The sequence below is a fragment of the Streptomyces sp. NPDC005004 genome (assembly GCF_053600675.1).
On sequence record NZ_JBSGAH010000013.1, the window covers coordinates 216523 to 233350 of the forward strand.

15 protein-coding genes are annotated in these 16828 nt (G+C 69.3%); 3 read left to right on the top strand and 12 right to left on the bottom strand.

Going from position 1 to position 16828, the window contains the following annotated elements:
* Positions 1-28: 28 nt before the first annotated feature.
* The 6 genes from prcA to arc form a co-directional block, all read right to left on the bottom strand.
* Complete coding sequence (prcA, locus tag ACWEEU_RS20715) at positions 29-778, bottom strand: proteasome subunit alpha (protein WP_385750683.1); 750 nt, start codon at positions 776-778, stop codon at positions 29-31.
* Positions 779-857: 79 nt separating this feature from the next.
* A complete protein-coding gene (gene prcB / locus ACWEEU_RS20720) occupies positions 858-1703 on the bottom strand; it encodes a proteasome subunit beta (protein WP_385750680.1) in 846 nt (281 codons plus the stop codon).
* Entirely contained in the window at positions 1655-2248 is a 594-nt protein-coding gene (locus ACWEEU_RS20725; RefSeq protein WP_385750677.1) for an endonuclease VII domain-containing protein, read from the bottom strand. Before ACWEEU_RS20725 ends, prcB begins: the two co-directional genes overlap by 49 nt.
* Positions 2249-2286: 38 nt before the next feature.
* Positions 2287-2505 (bottom strand): ubiquitin-like protein Pup, encoded by a 219-nt coding sequence (locus ACWEEU_RS20730; RefSeq protein ID WP_161182296.1) that lies wholly within the window; start codon positions 2503-2505, stop codon positions 2287-2289.
* A gap of 167 nt (positions 2506-2672) precedes the next feature.
* A complete protein-coding gene (gene dop, locus ACWEEU_RS20735; RefSeq protein ID WP_451734094.1) occupies positions 2673-4184 on the bottom strand; it encodes a depupylase/deamidase Dop in 1512 nt (503 codons plus the stop codon).
* 235 nt (positions 4185-4419) lie between these two features.
* Complete coding sequence (gene arc, locus ACWEEU_RS20740) at positions 4420-6186, bottom strand: proteasome ATPase (protein ID WP_385751432.1); 1767 nt, start codon at positions 6184-6186, stop codon at positions 4420-4422.
* A gap of 531 nt (positions 6187-6717) precedes the next feature.
* Between arc and ACWEEU_RS20745 the strand changes: the two genes are divergently transcribed.
* A complete protein-coding gene (locus ACWEEU_RS20745; protein ID WP_385751434.1) occupies positions 6718-7020 on the top strand; it encodes a ferredoxin in 303 nt (100 codons plus the stop codon).
* 102 nt (positions 7021-7122) lie between these two features.
* Here the strand turns inward: ACWEEU_RS20745 and ACWEEU_RS20750 are convergent, their stop codons facing one another.
* The 3 genes from ACWEEU_RS20750 to ACWEEU_RS20760 all read right to left on the bottom strand — a co-directional run bounded on the left by ACWEEU_RS20750 (position 7123) and on the right by ACWEEU_RS20760 (position 10426).
* Positions 7123-7707, bottom strand: a complete 585-nt coding sequence (locus ACWEEU_RS20750) for a hypothetical protein (protein ID WP_385751436.1) — start codon at positions 7705-7707, stop codon at positions 7123-7125.
* 229 nt (positions 7708-7936) lie between these two features.
* Entirely contained in the window at positions 7937-8839 is a 903-nt protein-coding gene (locus tag ACWEEU_RS20755) for a tRNA (adenine-N1)-methyltransferase (RefSeq protein WP_018549169.1), read from the bottom strand.
* Between the two features lie 147 nt (positions 8840-8986).
* Positions 8987-10426, bottom strand: coding sequence for a site-2 protease family protein (locus ACWEEU_RS20760; protein WP_451734097.1), 1440 nt, complete (start codon positions 10424-10426; stop codon positions 8987-8989).
* A gap of 176 nt (positions 10427-10602) precedes the next feature.
* Between ACWEEU_RS20760 and ACWEEU_RS20765 the strand changes: the two genes are divergently transcribed.
* Complete coding sequence (locus ACWEEU_RS20765; RefSeq protein ID WP_385747875.1) at positions 10603-11598, top strand: RecB family exonuclease; 996 nt, start codon at positions 10603-10605, stop codon at positions 11596-11598.
* 15 nt (positions 11599-11613) lie between these two features.
* A complete protein-coding gene (locus tag ACWEEU_RS20770; protein ID WP_199585922.1) occupies positions 11614-12288 on the top strand; it encodes a response regulator in 675 nt (224 codons plus the stop codon).
* A gap of 84 nt (positions 12289-12372) precedes the next feature.
* Here ACWEEU_RS20770 and ACWEEU_RS20775 read toward each other — a convergent pair whose 3' ends face one another.
* The 3 genes from ACWEEU_RS20775 to ACWEEU_RS20785 all read right to left on the bottom strand — a co-directional run bounded on the left by ACWEEU_RS20775 (position 12373) and on the right by ACWEEU_RS20785 (position 16712).
* The gene (locus tag ACWEEU_RS20775; protein ID WP_451734100.1) at positions 12373-13953 is read right to left on the bottom strand and encodes an ABC transporter substrate-binding protein; all 1581 of its coding nucleotides are present in this window, start codon (positions 13951-13953) and stop codon (positions 12373-12375) included.
* Between the two features lie 62 nt (positions 13954-14015).
* Positions 14016-15620, bottom strand: a complete 1605-nt coding sequence (locus ACWEEU_RS20780) for an ABC transporter substrate-binding protein (RefSeq protein ID WP_385747879.1) — start codon at positions 15618-15620, stop codon at positions 14016-14018.
* 372 nt (positions 15621-15992) lie between these two features.
* Positions 15993-16712, bottom strand: coding sequence for an HAD family hydrolase (locus ACWEEU_RS20785; RefSeq protein ID WP_199585927.1), 720 nt, complete (start codon positions 16710-16712; stop codon positions 15993-15995).
* Between the last annotated feature and the right edge of the window lie 116 nt (positions 16713-16828).

A 16828-nucleotide genomic window follows, 5' to 3' on the forward strand; every position in this document is an offset into this window, starting at 1 on the left:
CCTCGCACACCTGGAGGTCGCGGGAACCTCACTCCTCGTCGGAGTCGTCCTCCGCGCTCTTCGACAGCGTCGACGCACCGTCCCCCGCCAGCAGACGACCGAGCTGACGGCCCACGATCCGCTTGAACTTCCGCTTCTGCGGACGCGTACGGTCCAGCACCGCCACCTCGAGGCGCTCGGCCGGGATCTCCCGCTCGCTGCCATTGGTGTCCCGCGACAGCGCCTGCACCGCCAGCTTCAGCGCCTCCGCCAGCGTCATCCCGTCCCGGTGCCGCTGATCCAGGAAGGTGCTGATCTGCTCCGCGTTGCCGCCCACCGCGACCGAACCGTGCTCGTCCACGATGGAACCGTCGTGCGGCAGCCGGTAGATCTGATCGCCGTCCGGCGTCTCACCGACCTCCGCCACCACCAGCTCCACCTCGTACGGCTTCTCGGCCGCCGAGGAGAAGATCGTGCCCAGCGTCTGCGCGTACACGTTCGCCAGACCGCGCGCGGTCACGTCGTCGCGGTCGTAGGTGTAACCACGCAGATCCGCGTAGCGCACACCGCCGATGCGCAGGTTCTCGTACTCGTTGTACTTGCCGGCGGCCGCGAAGCCGATCCGGTCGTAGATCTCGCTGAACTTGTGCAGCGCACGGGACGGGTTCTCACCGACGAACACGATGCCGTCGGCGTACTGCATGACCACCAGGCTGCGACCGCGCGCGATGCCCTTGCGGGCGTACTCCGCGCGGTCCGCCATGGCCTGCTGGGGTGAGACATAGAACGGCGTCGACACCGGTTATCCGTCCCTTTCTGTCATGGTCACTGGATCACCTCGGATGAAGAAGACCGGCCGGGAGAACCCCGGCCCGCGCTCAGAGCAACGCGGCCCGCGGGCCGTCCGGCTCCTCGAGACGCCGCTGGAGCACCGCGCGGGAGATCTCCGACGCCTCCTCCTCGGTCAGCCTGCGGAAACCGTCGTCCGTGATCACGGTGATGATCGGGTAGATCCGGCGGGCGACGTCGGGACCACCGGTCGCCGAGTCGTCGTCGGCAGCGTCGTACAGCGCCTGCACGACCAGGGTGGTGGCCTGCTCCTCGGTCAGGTCGTCCCGGAACAGCTTCTTCATCGCACCCCGCGCGAAGACCGAGCCGGAGCCCGTCGCCGCGAAGTTGTGCTCCTCGGAGCGGCCGCCGGTGACGTCGTAGGAGAAGATGCGGCCCTTCTCCCGGTCCAGGTCGTACCCCGCGAAGAGCGGGACCACGGCCAGGCCCTGCATGGCCATGCCCAGGTTGGAGCGGATCATCGTCGACAGGCGGTTCGCCTTGCCCTCCAGCGACAACTGGGCGCCCTCGACCTTCTCGAAGTGCTCCAGCTCCAGCTGGAAGAGCTTCACCATCTCCACGGCGAGACCGGCTGTGCCGGCGATACCGACGGCCGAGTACTCGTCCGCCGGGAACACCTTCTCGATGTCCCGCTGCGCGATGACGTTGCCCATGGTGGCCCGGCGGTCACCGGCCAGCACGACACCCCCCGGGAACGTCACGGCCACGATGGTCGTCCCGTGCGGAGCCTCGATCACCCCCTGCGTGGGCGGCAACGTCCGCTTGCCGGGCAGCAGCTCGGGCTGGTGGTCGGCGAGAAAGTCCATGAACGAGGAGGACCCCGGCGTCAGGAAGGGAGCTGGTAGACGCCCGGTGCCACGAGTATTGGCTTCCACGAGATTCCTTCCAGATAGGCGGCGGCCCGGCGTACGGCCTCGGGGTCGTCCCCCAGCTTGCCAATGGCCGAATTGCAGTTGAAGCACAGTACGCCACGGACCCTACCCGTCCTGTGGCAGTGATCCACATGTGCGGCGGGGGCGTTCAGACAGATCACACAGAGCCCCCGCTGCGAGGCGATCATGGCGTCCCGTTCGGCCAGGGTGAGACCGTACTGACGCTTGAGGCGACTTTCCTCGTTGCGCCTGGCGCGGCACGAACGGCAGTAGCTGGACCAGCCGTCGGACGAGGATTTGTTGCGCTCCCAATCCGAATGAGGCTTCACGACGGTGCACTGCGGGCATCGCTTGTGTCCCGGGGGAACTGGTACCTTCTCCCGCACTTTCTTGCCCTTGGCCTCCTGGCGCTGCCGGTAGTACTCGGCAGAGCACTCCCGGCAATACGCCTGGAGGCCGTCGGGCATGGCCCTGTTGCCGGCGAACGCATCCCTGGAGAGAAAACGCTTGCACCGCGAACAGCGCCGCTCCCCCACCTCTTGATTCACCGTGACTCCCGAACCTCACCTTCGATCCAAAGGCGAGATCACTCTCCACCCTTCTGAACGAAGGACCTCACGAAGTCCTCGGCATTCTCTTCGAGCACATCATCGATTTCGTCGAGGACGGAGTCCACGTCGTCGCTCAGCTTTTCCTGGCGCTCCTTGAGGTCCTCGGAGCCCTGTGCGTCCTGCGTCTGCTCCTCGACCTCTTCGGTGGAGCGTGTGGCCTTCTGCTGGCCGCCGCCGGTGTCCTTGGTCGCCATAACCCTCACCCCGCTCAGTTCGCCGTTCGGTGATGATCAGACCCTACAAGCCGGGTCCGACATCGGCCCCGTAGTTCAGGGAACGTACGGGGGCCATCTCGATGATTCCCTGACGCCGGGTTTTCCACCCTGCGAAAAGAACCCAATCCATGCCCCAAGCAGGGGTTTCAATTGCCGGAGAGCACCCTGACCAGCTCGTCCGCCGTGCGGCAGCGGTCCAGCAGCTCCTTGACGTGATTTCGCGTTCCGCGAAGCGGTTCCAGGGTCGGCACCCGCTGGAGCGAGTCGCGGCCCGGAAGGTCGAAGATGACCGAGTCCCAGGACGCCGCGGCGACATCGTCCGCGTACTGCTCCAGGCACCGCCCGCGGAAGTACGCCCGGGTGTCCTCCGGCGGCGCCGTACGCGCCCGCTCGACGTCGTCGTCGGTCAGGAGGCGCTTCATGCGTCCCCGGGCCGCCAGCCGGTTGTACAGGCCCTTCTCGGGGCGCACGTCGGCGTACTGGAGGTCGACCAGGTGGAGCCGGGCGGCGTCCCAGTCGAGGCTGTCGCGGCGGCGGTAGCCCTCCATCAGCTCCCGCTTGGCGACCCAGTCCAGCTCGCCGGCCAGGCTCATCGGGTCGTTCTCGAGCCGGGTGAGGGTGTCCTCCCAGCGGGCGAGGACGTCCTTGGTCTGGTCGTCGGCGTCGGCGCCGTAGCGCTCCTCGACGTACTTGCGCGACAGCTCGAAGTACTCCATCTGAAGCTGGACCGCGGTGAGCGTGCGGCCGCTGCGCAGGGTGACGAGGTGCTTGAGCGAGGGGTCGTGCGAGACCTGGTGGAGCGTGCGTACGGGCTGGTCGACGGCGAGGTCCACCGCGATGAAGCCGTCCTCGATCATGGAGAGGACCAGCGCCGTGGTGCCGAGCTTGAGGTAGGTCGAGATCTCGGAGAGGTTGGCGTCGCCGATGATCACGTGCAGCCGGCGGTACTTCTCCGCGTCCGCGTGGGGTTCGTCACGGGTGTTGATGATGGGTCGCTTGAGGGTGGTCTCCAGACCGACCTCGACCTCGAAGTAGTCGGCGCGCTGGCTGAGCTGGAAGCCGTGTTCGTGGCCGTCCTGCCCGATGCCGACGCGTCCGGCGCCCGCGAAGACCTGGCGGGAGACGAAGAAGGGCGTCAGGTGGCGCACGATGTCCGAGAAGGCGGTCTCCCGCTTCATCAGGTAGTTCTCGTGCGTGCCGTAGGAGGCGCCCTTGTTATCGGTGTTGTTCTTGTAGAGGTGGATGGGCTGGGCGCCGGGCAGCGCGGCGGCCCGCTCGGCGGCCTCGGCCATGATGCGCTCGCCCGCCTTGTCCCAGAGGACGGCGTCGCGCGGGTTGGTGACCTCGGGGGAGCTGTACTCGGGGTGGGCGTGGTCGACGTAGAGCCGGGCGCCGTTGGTGAGGATGACGTTGGCGAGGCCGATGTCCTCGTCGGTGAGCTGGCTGGAGTCGGCGGCCTCCCGGGCGAGGTCGAAGCCTCGCGCGTCGCGCAGCGGGTTCTCCTCCTCGAAGTCCCAGCGGGCCCGGCGGGCCCGGTGCATCGCCGCCGCGTAGGCGTTGACGATCTGGGACGAGGTGAGCATGGCATTGGCGTTGGGGTGGCCGGGGACGGAGATGCCGTACTCCGTCTCGATGCCCATTACTCGCCGTACGGTCATGCGGCCCTCCTTGCCCGGCGGCGCCCTCGGTGGTGGGCGCCGCTCGCGTACCGCTGGCGCTCCGGTGCGTGTGCGGTGCCCGTCCCCGCACTGCGCGACTCGGCGGTAGGAAAGAGCCTAGAACGCCTTTGCGCTGGTGTGGAGATCATTTGCGTCTTTGCCTGCTGCGGTGGCGGTCCGGAAAGCAGGCGGCTGCGGGTGCCCGCCGTGGGGCACCCGCAGCCGGCCGGCCTTTTTACAGGTACTGACCGGTGTTCGCCACCGTGTCGATGGAGCGTCCGGTGTCCGCGCCCTGCTTTCCGGTGATGAGGGTGCGGATGTAGACGATCCGCTCGCCCTTCTTTCCGGAGATGCGTGCCCAGTCGTCCGGGTTGGTGGTGTTGGGCAGGTCCTCGTTCTCCTTGAACTCGTCCACGCAGGCCTGGAGGAGATGGGAGACGCGGAGGCCCTTCTGGGTCTTTTCGAGGAAGTCCTTGATCGCCATCTTCTTGGCGCGGCCCACGATGTTCTCGATCATGGCGCCGGAATTGAAGTCCTTGAAGTACAGGACTTCCTTGTCGCCATTGGCGTAGGTGACTTCCAGGAAGCGGTTTTCCTCGGATTCGGCGTACATCTGCTCGACCGCCGTCTGGATCATGCTCTGGACGGTGGTCGCCTTGTCGCCGCCGTGCTCGCCGAGGTCGTCGGCGTGCAGCGGGAGGCGCTCGGTGAGGTACTTGCCGAAGATGTCCTTGGCGGCTTCGGCGTCCGGGCGCTCGATCTTGATCTTCACGTCGAGGCGGCCGGGACGCAGGATGGCGGGGTCGATCATGTCCTCGCGGTTGGAGGCGCCGATCACGACCACGTTCTGCAGGCCCTCCACACCGTCGATCTCGGCGAGGAGCTGGGGGACGATGGTGTTCTCCACGTCCGAGCTGACGCCGGAGCCGCGGGTGCGGAAGAGGGATTCCATCTCGTCGAAGAAGACGATGACGGGGGTGCCCTCGCTGGCCTTCTCGCGGGCTCGCTGGAAGACGAGCCGGATCTGGCGTTCGGTCTCGCCCACGTACTTGTTGAGGAGTTCGGGGCCCTTGATGTTGAGGAAGAAGCTCTTGCCGGCGGCCTGTCCGGTGACTTCGGCGACCTTCTTGGCCAGCGAGTTGGCGACGGCCTTGGCGATGAGCGTCTTGCCGCATCCGGGGGGTCCGTAGAGGAGGACTCCCTTGGGCGGGCGGAGTTCGTGCTCCTTGAACAGGTCGGGGTAGAGGTACGGCAGCTCGACCGCGTCGCGGATGGCCTCGATCTGGCCGCCGAGGCCGCCGATCTGCTCGTAGCCGATGTCCGGGACCTCTTCGAGGACGAGTTCCTCGACCTCGCTCTTGGGCACCACTTCGTAGACGTATCCGGAGCGGGGTTCGAGCAGGAGGGCGTCGCCGGGGCGGATGGTGATGCCCAGCAGGGGTTCGGCGAGCCGGACCACGCGTTCCTCGTCGGTGTGGCCCAGCACCAGGGCGCGTTCGCCGTCCTCGAGGATCTCCTTGAGGGTGACGATGTCGCCGACGCTCTCGAACTCCATGGCCTCGACCACGTTGAGAGCTTCGTTGAGCATCAGCTCCTGGCCGCGCCTGAGTTCGTCGAGTTCGACGCCGGGGCTCACGTTCACGCGGAGTTTGCGGCCGCCGGTGAAGATGTCGGCGGTGCCGTCCTCGTTGGCCTGGAGGAAGACTCCGAAGCCTGCGGGGGGCTGGGCGAGCCGGTCGACCTCTTCCTTGAGGGCCACGATCTGGTCGCGGGCCTCACGGAGTGTGTTGGCCAGGCGTTCGTTCTGCGCGGAGACGCCGGCCAGGTTGGTCTGCAGCTCGACGATCCGCTCCTCGAGAATCCTCGTGTGCCGCGGAGAGTCGGCGAGCTTGCGTCGCAGGACGGCGATCTCCTGCTCAAGGTAAGCGATCTGCCCGGCCGGGTCGTCGGACCCTCGTCCCGGGCGGATGCCGCGGTTCATGTCGTCGTCGTGGGCTGCCACGGTCCTCACCTCCTCCAAGGGGAGCTGGACGCTTCCAGACCCTACCTGGGTGGGTGTCGATTGAAACCCCTAGATCACAAAGACTGTCAAGGTGTGTCGTCGGTCACCCGGTGCGCTCCCTCTCGCACGGAGGGGATACCCACTCAACGTGATTCGGAAGCCGCTTGTTCCGTGCCGGGTGTGGTCAAGACCCTTCAGGAGTGGCTGGAGTTGTCCGGTGCGGGTCGTCCGGCCGGTTCCTGGGCAGGAGTACGGAAGTTCGTACGATGATCACACAGAGCGATGACGAGGGTGGCCGGGGTGATGCGAGGGGACATCGGGGACCGCTCGGGGCGGCTTGATTTCGCCGGTGCCCGGTGGCGTCCGACCGCGTGCGCCGTCCCGGCCGTGCGCGGGGAGAAACCCCCGCACCCCGGCGCACAGGAGGGAAAAGCGGGCGGGAGGTAGGGTCGGGGTGTTCATGAGCGGCCGGTACCGACCGGGCCGGGGCGCGCCCCCGGACCGTGGTCCGGCGAACCGACGGCAGGAGAGGTGACCGTGCAGCAGGAGGCCCCGGGCGGCGAGGCGCTGGAGGTCTGGATCGACCAGGACCTGTGTACCGGCGACGGCATCTGCGCCCAGTACGCGCCGGAGGTGTTCGAGCTGGACATCGACGGGCTGGCCTATGTGAAGAGCGCCGACGACGAGCTGCTCCAGGAGGTGGGGGCCACCACGGGTGTGCCGCTGCCGTTGCTGACGGACGTGGTGGACTCGGCGAAGGAGTGTCCGGGCGCGTGCATCCATGTACGCCGCGTTTCGGACAAGGTCGAGGTGTACGGCCCCGACGCGGAGTGAGCGGGGGCCGGGCGGACCGGCATGGTGAGGCGCGCGTGCGTACCGGTGGAGGCCGGCGGCACGCGCGCGCGTGTGTGCGCGTGCGGGTGGAGGGGGAGGCGGTCAGACGCTGTGGGACGCCGTCGGCGTCGAGCGTATGAACGCGTTGCCCTTCCACTGCCACTGGGCGGGCTTCTTCACGTCGGGACAGCACCTGGGCACGTCGTTGGTGGAGTAGCCGAGCAGGGTGGCGGTCACGGTACGCGCGCGCAGGGCGAGGTCGGTGACAGTGATGCGGTCCTTGGGGTCGACCAGGGTGGCGACGACGCGGGAGCCGGTGCCGTCGGCGTCGTGGGTCAGGACGTAGACGCCGTCGGGCGGGGTGCCCATGGGGGCGTCGCAGTGGACGACCGCGACGGTCTCCGGGTTGCCGTCCCCGTCGAGGTCCCCGGTGGTCTTCTTGGCGACCACGGGCTTGACCGGGCCGCACTGAAGCGGGAAGGCGACGCCCTCGGTGGGCGGGGGCGCGGCGGTGGTGCGGGCGGGCGCGGGCGCGGGTGTCGCGGGGGTCGCCTGGGCGGCGGTGGCCGGACCGGGCTGCACGAGGGAGCACAGCGCGATCACCCCGGCGACCGCGGTTGCGGTGCCGACCCAGTGGATGGGACGGGGGTGGGCGTGGGCGAGCTCCGGGACGGCGGATTGCTGCACTAGGAGTGTCTCCTGTGAGGGCTGTGCCGAGGGGGTGGCCAGCATGGTGCCACAGGTCACTGTGCGGGGGGAACGGCGGGGTGGGGGCCGGTTTCCAGTGGTGGCGGGCGGGGTGCGTGCGGGGGCGTGGTTTCTGGTGCGGGGTCAAGCGGAAGGCGCCGTGGCCGAGTTCCGGAGGGGATCCGGAAACTCGGCCACGGCGCCTTCGCGTTGGATGGGGCGGGGCGGGTCAGCGGCCGGAGCCGCCGTCGGCGTTGGGTCCCGCGTAGTCCTCGCCGTAGGCGCCCTTGGCGGGGCGGCGGCGGCGCATGGGGGGCTCGACGCCGTCGGCGAGGCGGCGGGCGGTGAGCAGGAAGCCGGTGTGGCCGATCATGCGGTGGTCCGGGCGGACGGCCAGGCCCTCGATGTGCCAGTTGCGGATCATCGTCTCCCAGGCGGTCGGCTCGTTGAAGCAGCCGATCTCCCGGATGGACTCGACGGTCCGGGCGAGCTGGGTGGTGGTGGCCACGTAGCAGCAGAGGATGCCGCCGGGGACGAGTGCCTTGGAGACGGCCTCCAGGCACTCCCAGGGGGCGAGCATGTCGAGGATGACGCGGTCGACGTCGGTGTCGGACAGGTTGTCCTGGAGGTCGCCGACGGTGAGCTGCCAGGCGGGGTGCTCGCCGCCGAAGTAGCGCTCCACGTTCTGCTTGGCGATCTCGGCGAAGTCCTCGCGGCGCTCGTAGGAGTGCAGCATGCCCTGGTCGCCGATGGCGCGCAGCAGGAAGCTGCTGAGCGAGCCGGAGCCGACGCCGGCCTCGACGACGCGGGCGCCGGGGAAGATGTCGGCGAAGGCGAGGATCTGCCCCGCGTCCTTCGGGTAGACGACGGCTGCCCCTCGGGGCATGGACAGGACGTAGTCGGGGAGCAGGGGGCGCAGCGCGAGGTAGGCGACGTTGCCGGTGGTACGGACAACGCTGCCCTCGGGGGCGCCGATCAGTTCGTCGTGCGGGAAGGAGCCCTTGTGGGTGTGGAAGTTCTTCCCGGCTTCGAGCGTGAACGTGTAGTGGCGACCCTTGGGGTCGGTCAGCTGAACCTGGTCCCCGACCTTGAAGGGCCCGCGCCTGCGGGCGGCACCGGTCGGTTCGGACATAAGACCAGCCTACCGGTTCCCTGCCGGGGGTTTGACCGGCTGCGAGGCCGCGGCGGGCGCTGTTGGGTGCGCACGTGCGGACCGCCTGTGGTCACTCGCGCAGTTCCCCGCGCCCCCAGGATGGGCCGGTTCGCCCCCGCGGCGTTGTCAGGCGGGTCTTGCCATGGCTTTCACGAAGGCGCGTTCCACGTCCGCCGCGGACAGGACGCCGTAGATCTCGCCGGTCTCCTCGACGACGAGGTATTCGGTGGCGGGGGCGGCGCGGAGGGTGTCGAGGAGTTCTTCGCCGGAGAGTTCGGCGGAGACGCGCATGCCGTCGGTGATGTCTTGGGCGAGGCCGCTGACGGCGACCCAGGGGCGGCGGTGTTCGGGGACGCCGACGATGGCGGACTCGCGGACGAGGGAGAGGGGGGTGCCGTCGGCGTCGACGACGACCAGGGCGCGGGCTCCGGCGGCGTTGGCGCGGCGCAGGGCCTCGGAGAGGGGGGTGTCGGTCTCGACGGGGACGGCGCGGCGGGTGAGGGTGCGGGCGCTCAGTTCGGGGAGGTGTTCGCGCAGCCGGGCCATGCGGAGGCTGTTTCCGGCGCCGGTCCAGATGATGGCGGCGAGGATGGCGGCGAGCAGGGCGTCGGTGACGGTGTCCATGCTGCTGATGTCGGCGTCGCCGCCGAAGAGGCCGGAGTGGTTCAGCAGGGGCAGGCCGATCAGGACGCTGAGGGCGAGCGCGCGGCCGACCCAGGCGGCGGCGACGGTGCCGGTCATGGGCCTGCCGGTGATCTTCCAGACGACGGCGCGCAGCATCCGGCCGCCGTCGAGGGGCAGGCCGGGGAGCAGGTTGAAGATGGCGACGATCAGGTTGGAGATCATCAGTCCGGCCAGCAGGACGCCGGGGACGGTGCCGGGCTGGACGGGTTTGAGGGCGAGGTAGAAGAGCCCGGCGAGGATCAGGGAGAGGAGGGGTCCGACGAAGGCGAGGATGAACTCGCGTCCGGGGGTCTCGGCCTCCTTCTCGATCTCGGAGACGCCGCCGAAGAACTGGAGCTGGATGCGGCGCACCGGGAGCTTGAAGCGGAGGGCGGCGACGGTGTGGGCGAGTTCGTGGACGAGGACCGAGGCGTAGAAGGCGACGGCGAAGAAGAGGGAGACGAGGTAGCGCAGGGCGCCGAGTTCGGGCAGGACCTGGTCGAGCTGGCCGCCGAACACCCAGGTGATGAGGGCGGCGACGAGGAACCAGCTCGGTGCGACGTAGACCGGTACGCCGAACGGGCGGCCCATGAGGATGCCGCCGCCGGGTTCGGCGGGGGGCTGGGGCGGCTCGCCCCTGCCCTTGCTCCTGGCGGTGCCGGTACCGGTGCCGGAGTGGGCGAGGGAGCGGTGGTCGTGGCCCGGGTCGGCGCCGGGGGTGCGGTCCTCGCGGTGGTTGCCGCCGTGGTCCTCGGGGGCGGCGCCTTCGGTGCCGTGCGGGTCGTGGTCCGTCTCCCGGCCGGGTTCCGGGTTGTCGGGGTCGGGGGTCACAGGGGCTTCGGGCCGGTCGGCCGGCTCGTCGCTGCCGGACCGCGGCTGCCCGTTCCCGCCGCTCACGTCCACGGTGTCCCCTCGTTCGAAGCGTCCTCGCACCTGTGGGCACAAGGGTCTCGGGTCGATGGTATGCGGCCGGGGTGGCGCGGTACGCCTCGGCACCCCTTGTCTTTGCCCCGGCCGCGCGCCGGTGACGCACGCCGCGAATGGGTCGCTGTCGGTGGTGGGCCGTATGGTCTGTGGTCATGGACAGCAGCAGTGAGGACACGGGGACGGCGCCGGGCGTGGTGGAGGGCGCGGCTCCGGTGAGTGCGGCGGTGCCCGCGAGCGCGCCCGTGCCCGTGCCGGCGCAGGCCGGGGACGGCTCCGGGGCGGTGGCCCGGCGTGCTCCGGCGGCTCCCTCGTCGCTGTCGCCGTCGCGGGCGAGTGACTTCATGCAGTGTCCGCTGCTGTACCGGTTCCGGGTGATCGACCGGCTGCCGGAGAAGCCGAGTGAGGCGGCGACGCGGGGCACGCTGGTGCACGCGGTGCTGGAGCGGCTCTTCGACGCTCCGGCCGGTGAGCGTACGGCGCCTCGGGCGAAGTCGCTGGTGCCCGGGCAGTGGGACAAGCTGCGGGAGAGCAGGCCGGAGGTCGGCGAGCTGTTCGCGGACGATCCGGAGGGCGAGCGGCTGGCGCGCTGGCTGGGTGAGGCGGAGCGGCTGGTGGAGCGCTGGTTCACGCTGGAGGATCCGACGCGGCTGGAGCCGGCCGAGCGTGAGCTGTTCGTGGAGGCGGAGCTGGATTCGGGGCTGCGGCTGCGCGGGATCATCGACCGGGTGGACGTGGCGCCGACCGGTGAGGTGCGGATCGTCGACTACAAGACGGGCAAGGCGCCCCGGCCGGAGTACGCCGAGAGCGCGCTGTTCCAGATGAAGTTCTACGCGCTGGTGGTGTGGCGGCTGAAGCAGGTCGTGCCCCGGCGGCTCCAGCTGGTGTATCTGGGCAGCGGGGACGTGCTGACGTACGACCCGGTGCCGGGGGATCTGGAGCGGATGGAGCGGCGGCTGCTGGCGTTGTGGGAGGCGATCTCGCGGGCGACGGAGACGGGTGAGTGGCGGCCCCGGCCGACGAAGCTGTGCGGCTGGTGCGACCACCAGGCGTGCTGCCCGGAGTTCGGCGGTACTCCCCCGCCGTATCCGCTGCCGGTGAGGGCGCCGGAGTCCGCGGCCGACGGGTTGGGCAGAATGGGGTCCGACTAGCTAAGGAGTTGTCACGTGGCGATCCGTGTCCTGCTGGTGGACGACCAGCCGCTGCTGCGTACGGGCTTCCGGATGATCCTGGAGGCCGAGCCGGACATCGCGGTCGTCGGTGAGGCCGGTGACGGTCTGCAGGCTCTCGACCAGGTGCGCGCCCTGCAGCCGGACGTGGTCCTGATGGACATCCGTATGCCCCGGATGGACGGGGTGGAGGCGACGCGGCAGATCACCGGGCCGGGCCGGGACGGTCCGGCGAAGGTGCTGGTGCTGACCACGTTCGATCTGGACGAGTACGTGGTGGAGGCGCTGCGGGCGGGCGCGAGCGGCTTTCTGCTGAAGGACGCCCCGGCGAACGAGCTGGTGCAGGCGATCCGGGTGGTGGCGGCGGGCGAGGCGATGCTGGCGCCGAGCATCACGCGCCGTCTGCTGGACAAGTACGCGACGCATCTGCCCTCGGGCGAGGAGCCGGTGCGGGACACGCTGCACACGCTGACGGACCGTGAGGTCGAGGTGCTGAAGCTGGTGGCGCGCGGGCTGTCGAACGCGGAGATCGCGGCGGATCTGTTCGTCAGCGAGACGACGGTGAAGACCCATGTGGGGCATGTGCTGACGAAGCTGGGCCTGCGCGACCGGGTGCAGGCGGCGGTGTACGCGTACGAGAGCGGGCTGGTGCGTCCGGGGGCGCAGCAGTAGCGGGGTCGCGGGGTACGACGCCGAAGGGCGCCCTTCCCGGGGGGGCGCCCTTGGCGTGTCCGGACCGGCGTGTCCGGGAGGCCGTCAGCCCTTGCTGAGTTCCCAGAACCGGAAGACGGTCGAGGCGTCGAGGCAGTACTCGAGGCCGTAGACCCCGTCGCGGACGACGGCGTACTGCTTTCCCTGCCAGACGGGCAGGACGGGGATCTGCCGGGCGACGATGTCCTGAAGTTCGGCGAAGGAGTTGTCGGTGGCGGTGCGGTCGCTCTGGGCGGCGGTGGCGGGGAGCAGGGTGCGGGTGATCCTGCTGTTGTCGTAGTGGTTGTCGAGGACGTTGCCCTTGCCGAAGAAGGGGGCGGTGAAGTTGTCGGCGTCGGGGTAGTCGGGCACCCAGCCCTTGACGTAGACGCCGAACTTTCCGGCGGCTATGTCCTTCTCGTACTGGTCGAAGGCGACGGACTTGACGTCGGCGTCGAAGAGGCCGCTGGCGTTGAGCTGGTCGGCCAGCGCCTTGAGTTCGGCGTCGGTGGCGGGGCCGTAGCGGACCGGGGTGGACCAGAGGGTGAGCTTGACCTTGCCGGTGACGCCGTCGGCGCGCAGGGCCTGGGCGGCCTTGGCCCGGGAGGGGCGTTCGCCGTAGGTGTCGAAGAAGGCGGTGTTGTGGCCGACGATGCCGGCCGGGACGATCGAGTAGAGCGGGGTGGCGGTGTTCTTGTAGACGTCGCGCATGAGGGCGTCGCGGTCGATGAGGTAGGCCATCGCCTTGCGGACGCCGAGTTTTCCGGCGACGGGGTTCTTCATGTTGAAGACGAGGTGCTGGACCTCGGCGCTGCTGCCCTCGACGACGTCGATGCCCTTGGTGCCGTCCTGCTTGTCGATGTCGTCGATGTCGCGGGCGCTCAGGCCGCGGTAGGCGATGTCGACGGAGCCGCCGAGGAGGGCCTTCTTCAGAGCGGTCTGGTTGCCGTGGAAGAACTTGAGGGTGACGCCCGCGTTCTTGACCTCGGCGGTGCCCTTGTAGTGGGAGTTGACGGAGAAGACCGCCTGGCCCTTGTCGAAGGAGTCGAGGGTGTAGGGGCCGGAGCCGACGGCCTTGTGGTCGCCGCGCAGCCGGTCCGCCGGGTACTGGCGGTGGTCGACGATGGATCCGGCGCCGGAGGCCACCTTGCTGGGGAAGGTGGCGTCGGGGGTGGTGAGCCGGAAGACGACGGTGTGTTCGTCGGGGGTCTCGACCTTGCCGAGCGAGGGGAACATGACGGCGGGGCCGCCCGGATCGTTGATCTTCAGCATCCGGTCGAAGGAGAACTTGACGTCCTCGGAGGTGAGCGGGTCGCCGTTGCTGAACTTCAGGCCGTCCTTCAGTTGGCACGTGAAGACGGTGGCCCGGGTGTCGCTGAACCCACAGGACTTGGCGAGTTCGGGCTGGGGTTCGGTGCCTCCCTTGGGGAAACCGAGGAGCGACTGGAAGACGTTGTCGAACAACAGCCACGAGCCGGGGTCGTAACCGGAGGCCGGGTCGGTGGCGAGGACGTCGTCGGACATCCCCATCACCACGCGGTGGCCTTCGGTCCCGGAGCCGTCGCCGTTCGTGCCGCAGCCGGTCAACAGGCCGCAGGCCAGCCCCGCCGCGATGGGCAGGACTGGCCAGTGGGTGCGCATGTTCACAGCATGTGCCTTCTCGTCGGGGTCCTCCCGGGGCCGCCGTCCCGGCCCCGGGGAGGGAGCCGTCAGCCGCTCACGCCACGGCCGAGCTCCCAGAGCTGCAGCGTCGAGGAGGAGTTCAGGGCGTAGGAGACGCCCGTGATGTCGTCCCGCGCGGCAACGTACTGCTTGCCCTGCCACAGGGGCAGCACGGGGACGTCCTCCGCGACGTCGTCCTGAATCGTCGTCAGGGTCTTGGCCGCGTCCAGCCGGTCCGCCTCGCGGCGGCTCTGCGGGATCAGGGTGCGCTGGATGGTGGTGTTCGAGTAGGGCGAACCGAGGAAGTTGTCCTTGTCGAGGAAGGGCGCGACGAAGTTGTCGGCGTCGGGGAAGTCGGGGAACCAGCCCATGCCGTAGACGTCGTACTGGCCCTTCTGCTCCGCGGGGCGGAAGGTGGCCCAGGGGTGGCCCTGGATGCTCACGTCGAACAGGCCGCTGTTGTTGAGCTGCTTCTGCAGGATCTGGAACTCCTGCTTGGTCACCGAGCCGTAGTGGTCGGTGGTGTAGTGCAGCGTCAGCTTGATCGGCGTGGTGATGCCGGCCTTGACGAGCAGGTCCTTGGCCTTCGGGACGCTCGGGTCGCCGTACTTGTTGAAGAACGAGTTGGAGTGGCCCGCGAGGGTGGCCGGGACGAGCGAGTACAGGGGCTCGGCCTGGGTGCCGTAGACCTTGGAGACCAGCTCGCCGCGGTCGATGACCTGGGCCATGGCCTGGCGGACGGCCTTGTCCTTGACGGTCGTGGCGTTGGTGTTGAAGGCCAGGTAGCGGATCTCGAGGCCGGGCATGTCGACCAGCTCGGCGTTCTCGTCGGAGCCGGAGTCCAGCTTCTGGATCTGCGACGGCGTCATGGTGCGGGTCATGACGTCGATGTCGCCGCGGTCGAGGGCGGAGCCCATGGCCTGCGCGTCGGCGAAGGACCGGATCTCGACCTTGTCGTTGTTGACCTTGGTGCTGCCCTTGTAGTTCGGGTTCTTCGTGTACGTGGCGCTGACGACCGCGTTGTTCTTGACCTCGGCCTTGAAGGTGTACGGGCCGGAGCCGTCCACCTCGAAGCCGTTGCGCAGCTTGTCGGCCGAGTAGATCTTCGGGTCGACGATGCCCGCGACCGGGGTGGACAGCTTGTACGGGAAGGTCGCGTCGGCGGTCTTCAGGTGGAAGATGACCTCGCGGTCGCCCTGGGTCTCCACCGTGTCGACGGTGTTGAGCAGGGCCGAGACGCCACTGTCCGCCTTGAGGTGGATGGCGCGGTCGATCGAGAACTTCACGTCCGCGGCGGTGACCGCGTCGCCGTTGGCGAACTTCAGGCCGTCACGCAGCTTGCAGGCGTAGCGCTCGTTGCCGGAGTCGGTGAAACCGCAGCTCTCGGCGGCCTCCGGGACCGGGTTGCCCTCGCCCTTGGGCTGGGTCATGAGCGTCTGGACGGTCTGGCGGAGGACGTTCCAGGTGCCGACGTCGTAGGCGTAGGCGGGGTCGAGCGGCGCGGGGGCGTCCGAGGTGGCCGTGAACTGGTCCGTGGTACCGACGACAATGGGCTTGCCGCCCTGGCTCCCGCTGTCCGATCCACCGCACGCGGCGAGCACCGGCGTAAGCAGGCCGGCCACTGCCGGCAGCACCAGAGTCTTGCGGTTCATGCGGGACTTTCTCCAGAGCGTTCGGTTCCGTGGACCCGGCGACGAGGGGTGGCGCGGCGGTTCACGGGAGTTGCTGCGATGTTGTCGCGACGACATTAGTCCGCGCCCGCCGAAGGGCCGACGGGTGCCCGAGTTGAGGGCTCATCACGCAGCGAAACCGGGTGTGGACGCACCGAAAAACCGACAGCGGCAGGATTGGTGCAACGGATCATCAACTGGGACACAAAGACCGGCCGACCACCTCGCTTTCGGGGTGGTCGGCACACGGCCCTCACGCTGTCCACACCTTACGGAGTGGTGAACCTCACATTTCAACTCCGGTGGCCGTGAACGGAATTCGCTGAGTGACGACCGGGTCGTCCCGGGTGCCCGTTACCGACTGCCCGCCAGCAGCCCGCGCAGGAAGGCCAGGTCGACGTCCTCCAGGGACGTGACGACGGTGCGCCGGTGGGCGGGGACGATGGGGGCGATGGAGGGCACGGCCACGACATGGCAGCCGGCGGCCTCGGCGGCGGCGACGCCGGTCGCGGTGTCCTCGACGACCGCGCAGCGGGCCGGGTCGGCGCCGAGTCCTGCGGCGGCGAGGAGGTAGGGGTCGGGGTGCGGCTTGGTGCGGGAGACCTCGTCGCCGCCGATGGACAGGGTGAAGTGGTGCGGGCCGAGGACGGTCAGGACTCGGTCGATGATGCGCCGGTGGGAGGCGGAGACCAGGGCGGTCGGGACCCGGTGCCGGTGGAGTTCGGCGAGGAGGTCGGCGGCGCCGGGCATCAGTGGCAGGGCGCGGCCGATGCGCCGCTCGAAACCGTCGTTGAGCAGGACGGAGATCTCTTCGAGGGTGATGTCGGCTCCGGTGGCCTCGATGAGGAAACCGGCGCTGCGGGTCATGGGACCGCCGACGACGACGTGCCGCCAGGACTCGTCGAGGGCGTGGCCGAGGGCGGCGAAGACCTCGACCTCCACGTCCCACCAGAAGCCCTCCGTGTCCACCAGGGTGCCGTCCATGTCCAGCAGGACCGCCTGTAGGGCGAAATCCTCGGCCGTGGTGGTCTGCGTTGCCCGAGCGGGGCCGGGCGCGGGGACCGTACTGGTCATCCGGGCGCACCTCCTTGAGGGACGACCAGGCCGGCCCCCGGACAGGGAGCCGGCCTGCGATGGACCGACCAGTGTACGACTCCGCGCGGCGAATCGCCTCGTTTATCCGGGGCGCG

Bases quoted from the DNA above. Each gene is read 5' to 3' on its own strand.
- ACWEEU_RS20730 (WP_161182296.1), bottom strand. From the start codon at position 2,505: ATGGCGACCAAGGACACCGGCGGCGGCCAGCAGAAGGCCACACGCTCC.
- dop (WP_451734094.1), bottom strand. From the start codon at position 4,184: ATGACCGTACGGCGAGTAATGGGCATCGAGACGGAGTACGGCATCTCC.
- ACWEEU_RS20755 (WP_018549169.1), bottom strand. From the start codon at position 8,839: ATGTCCGAACCGACCGGTGCCGCCCGCAGGCGCGGGCCCTTCAAGGTC.
- ACWEEU_RS20765 (WP_385747875.1), top strand. From the start codon at position 10,603: ATGGACAGCAGCAGTGAGGACACGGGGACGGCGCCGGGCGTGGTGGAG.
- ACWEEU_RS20780 (WP_385747879.1), bottom strand. From the start codon at position 15,620: ATGAACCGCAAGACTCTGGTGCTGCCGGCAGTGGCCGGCCTGCTTACG.
- ACWEEU_RS20785 (WP_199585927.1), bottom strand. From the start codon at position 16,712: ATGACCAGTACGGTCCCCGCGCCCGGCCCCGCTCGGGCAACGCAGACC.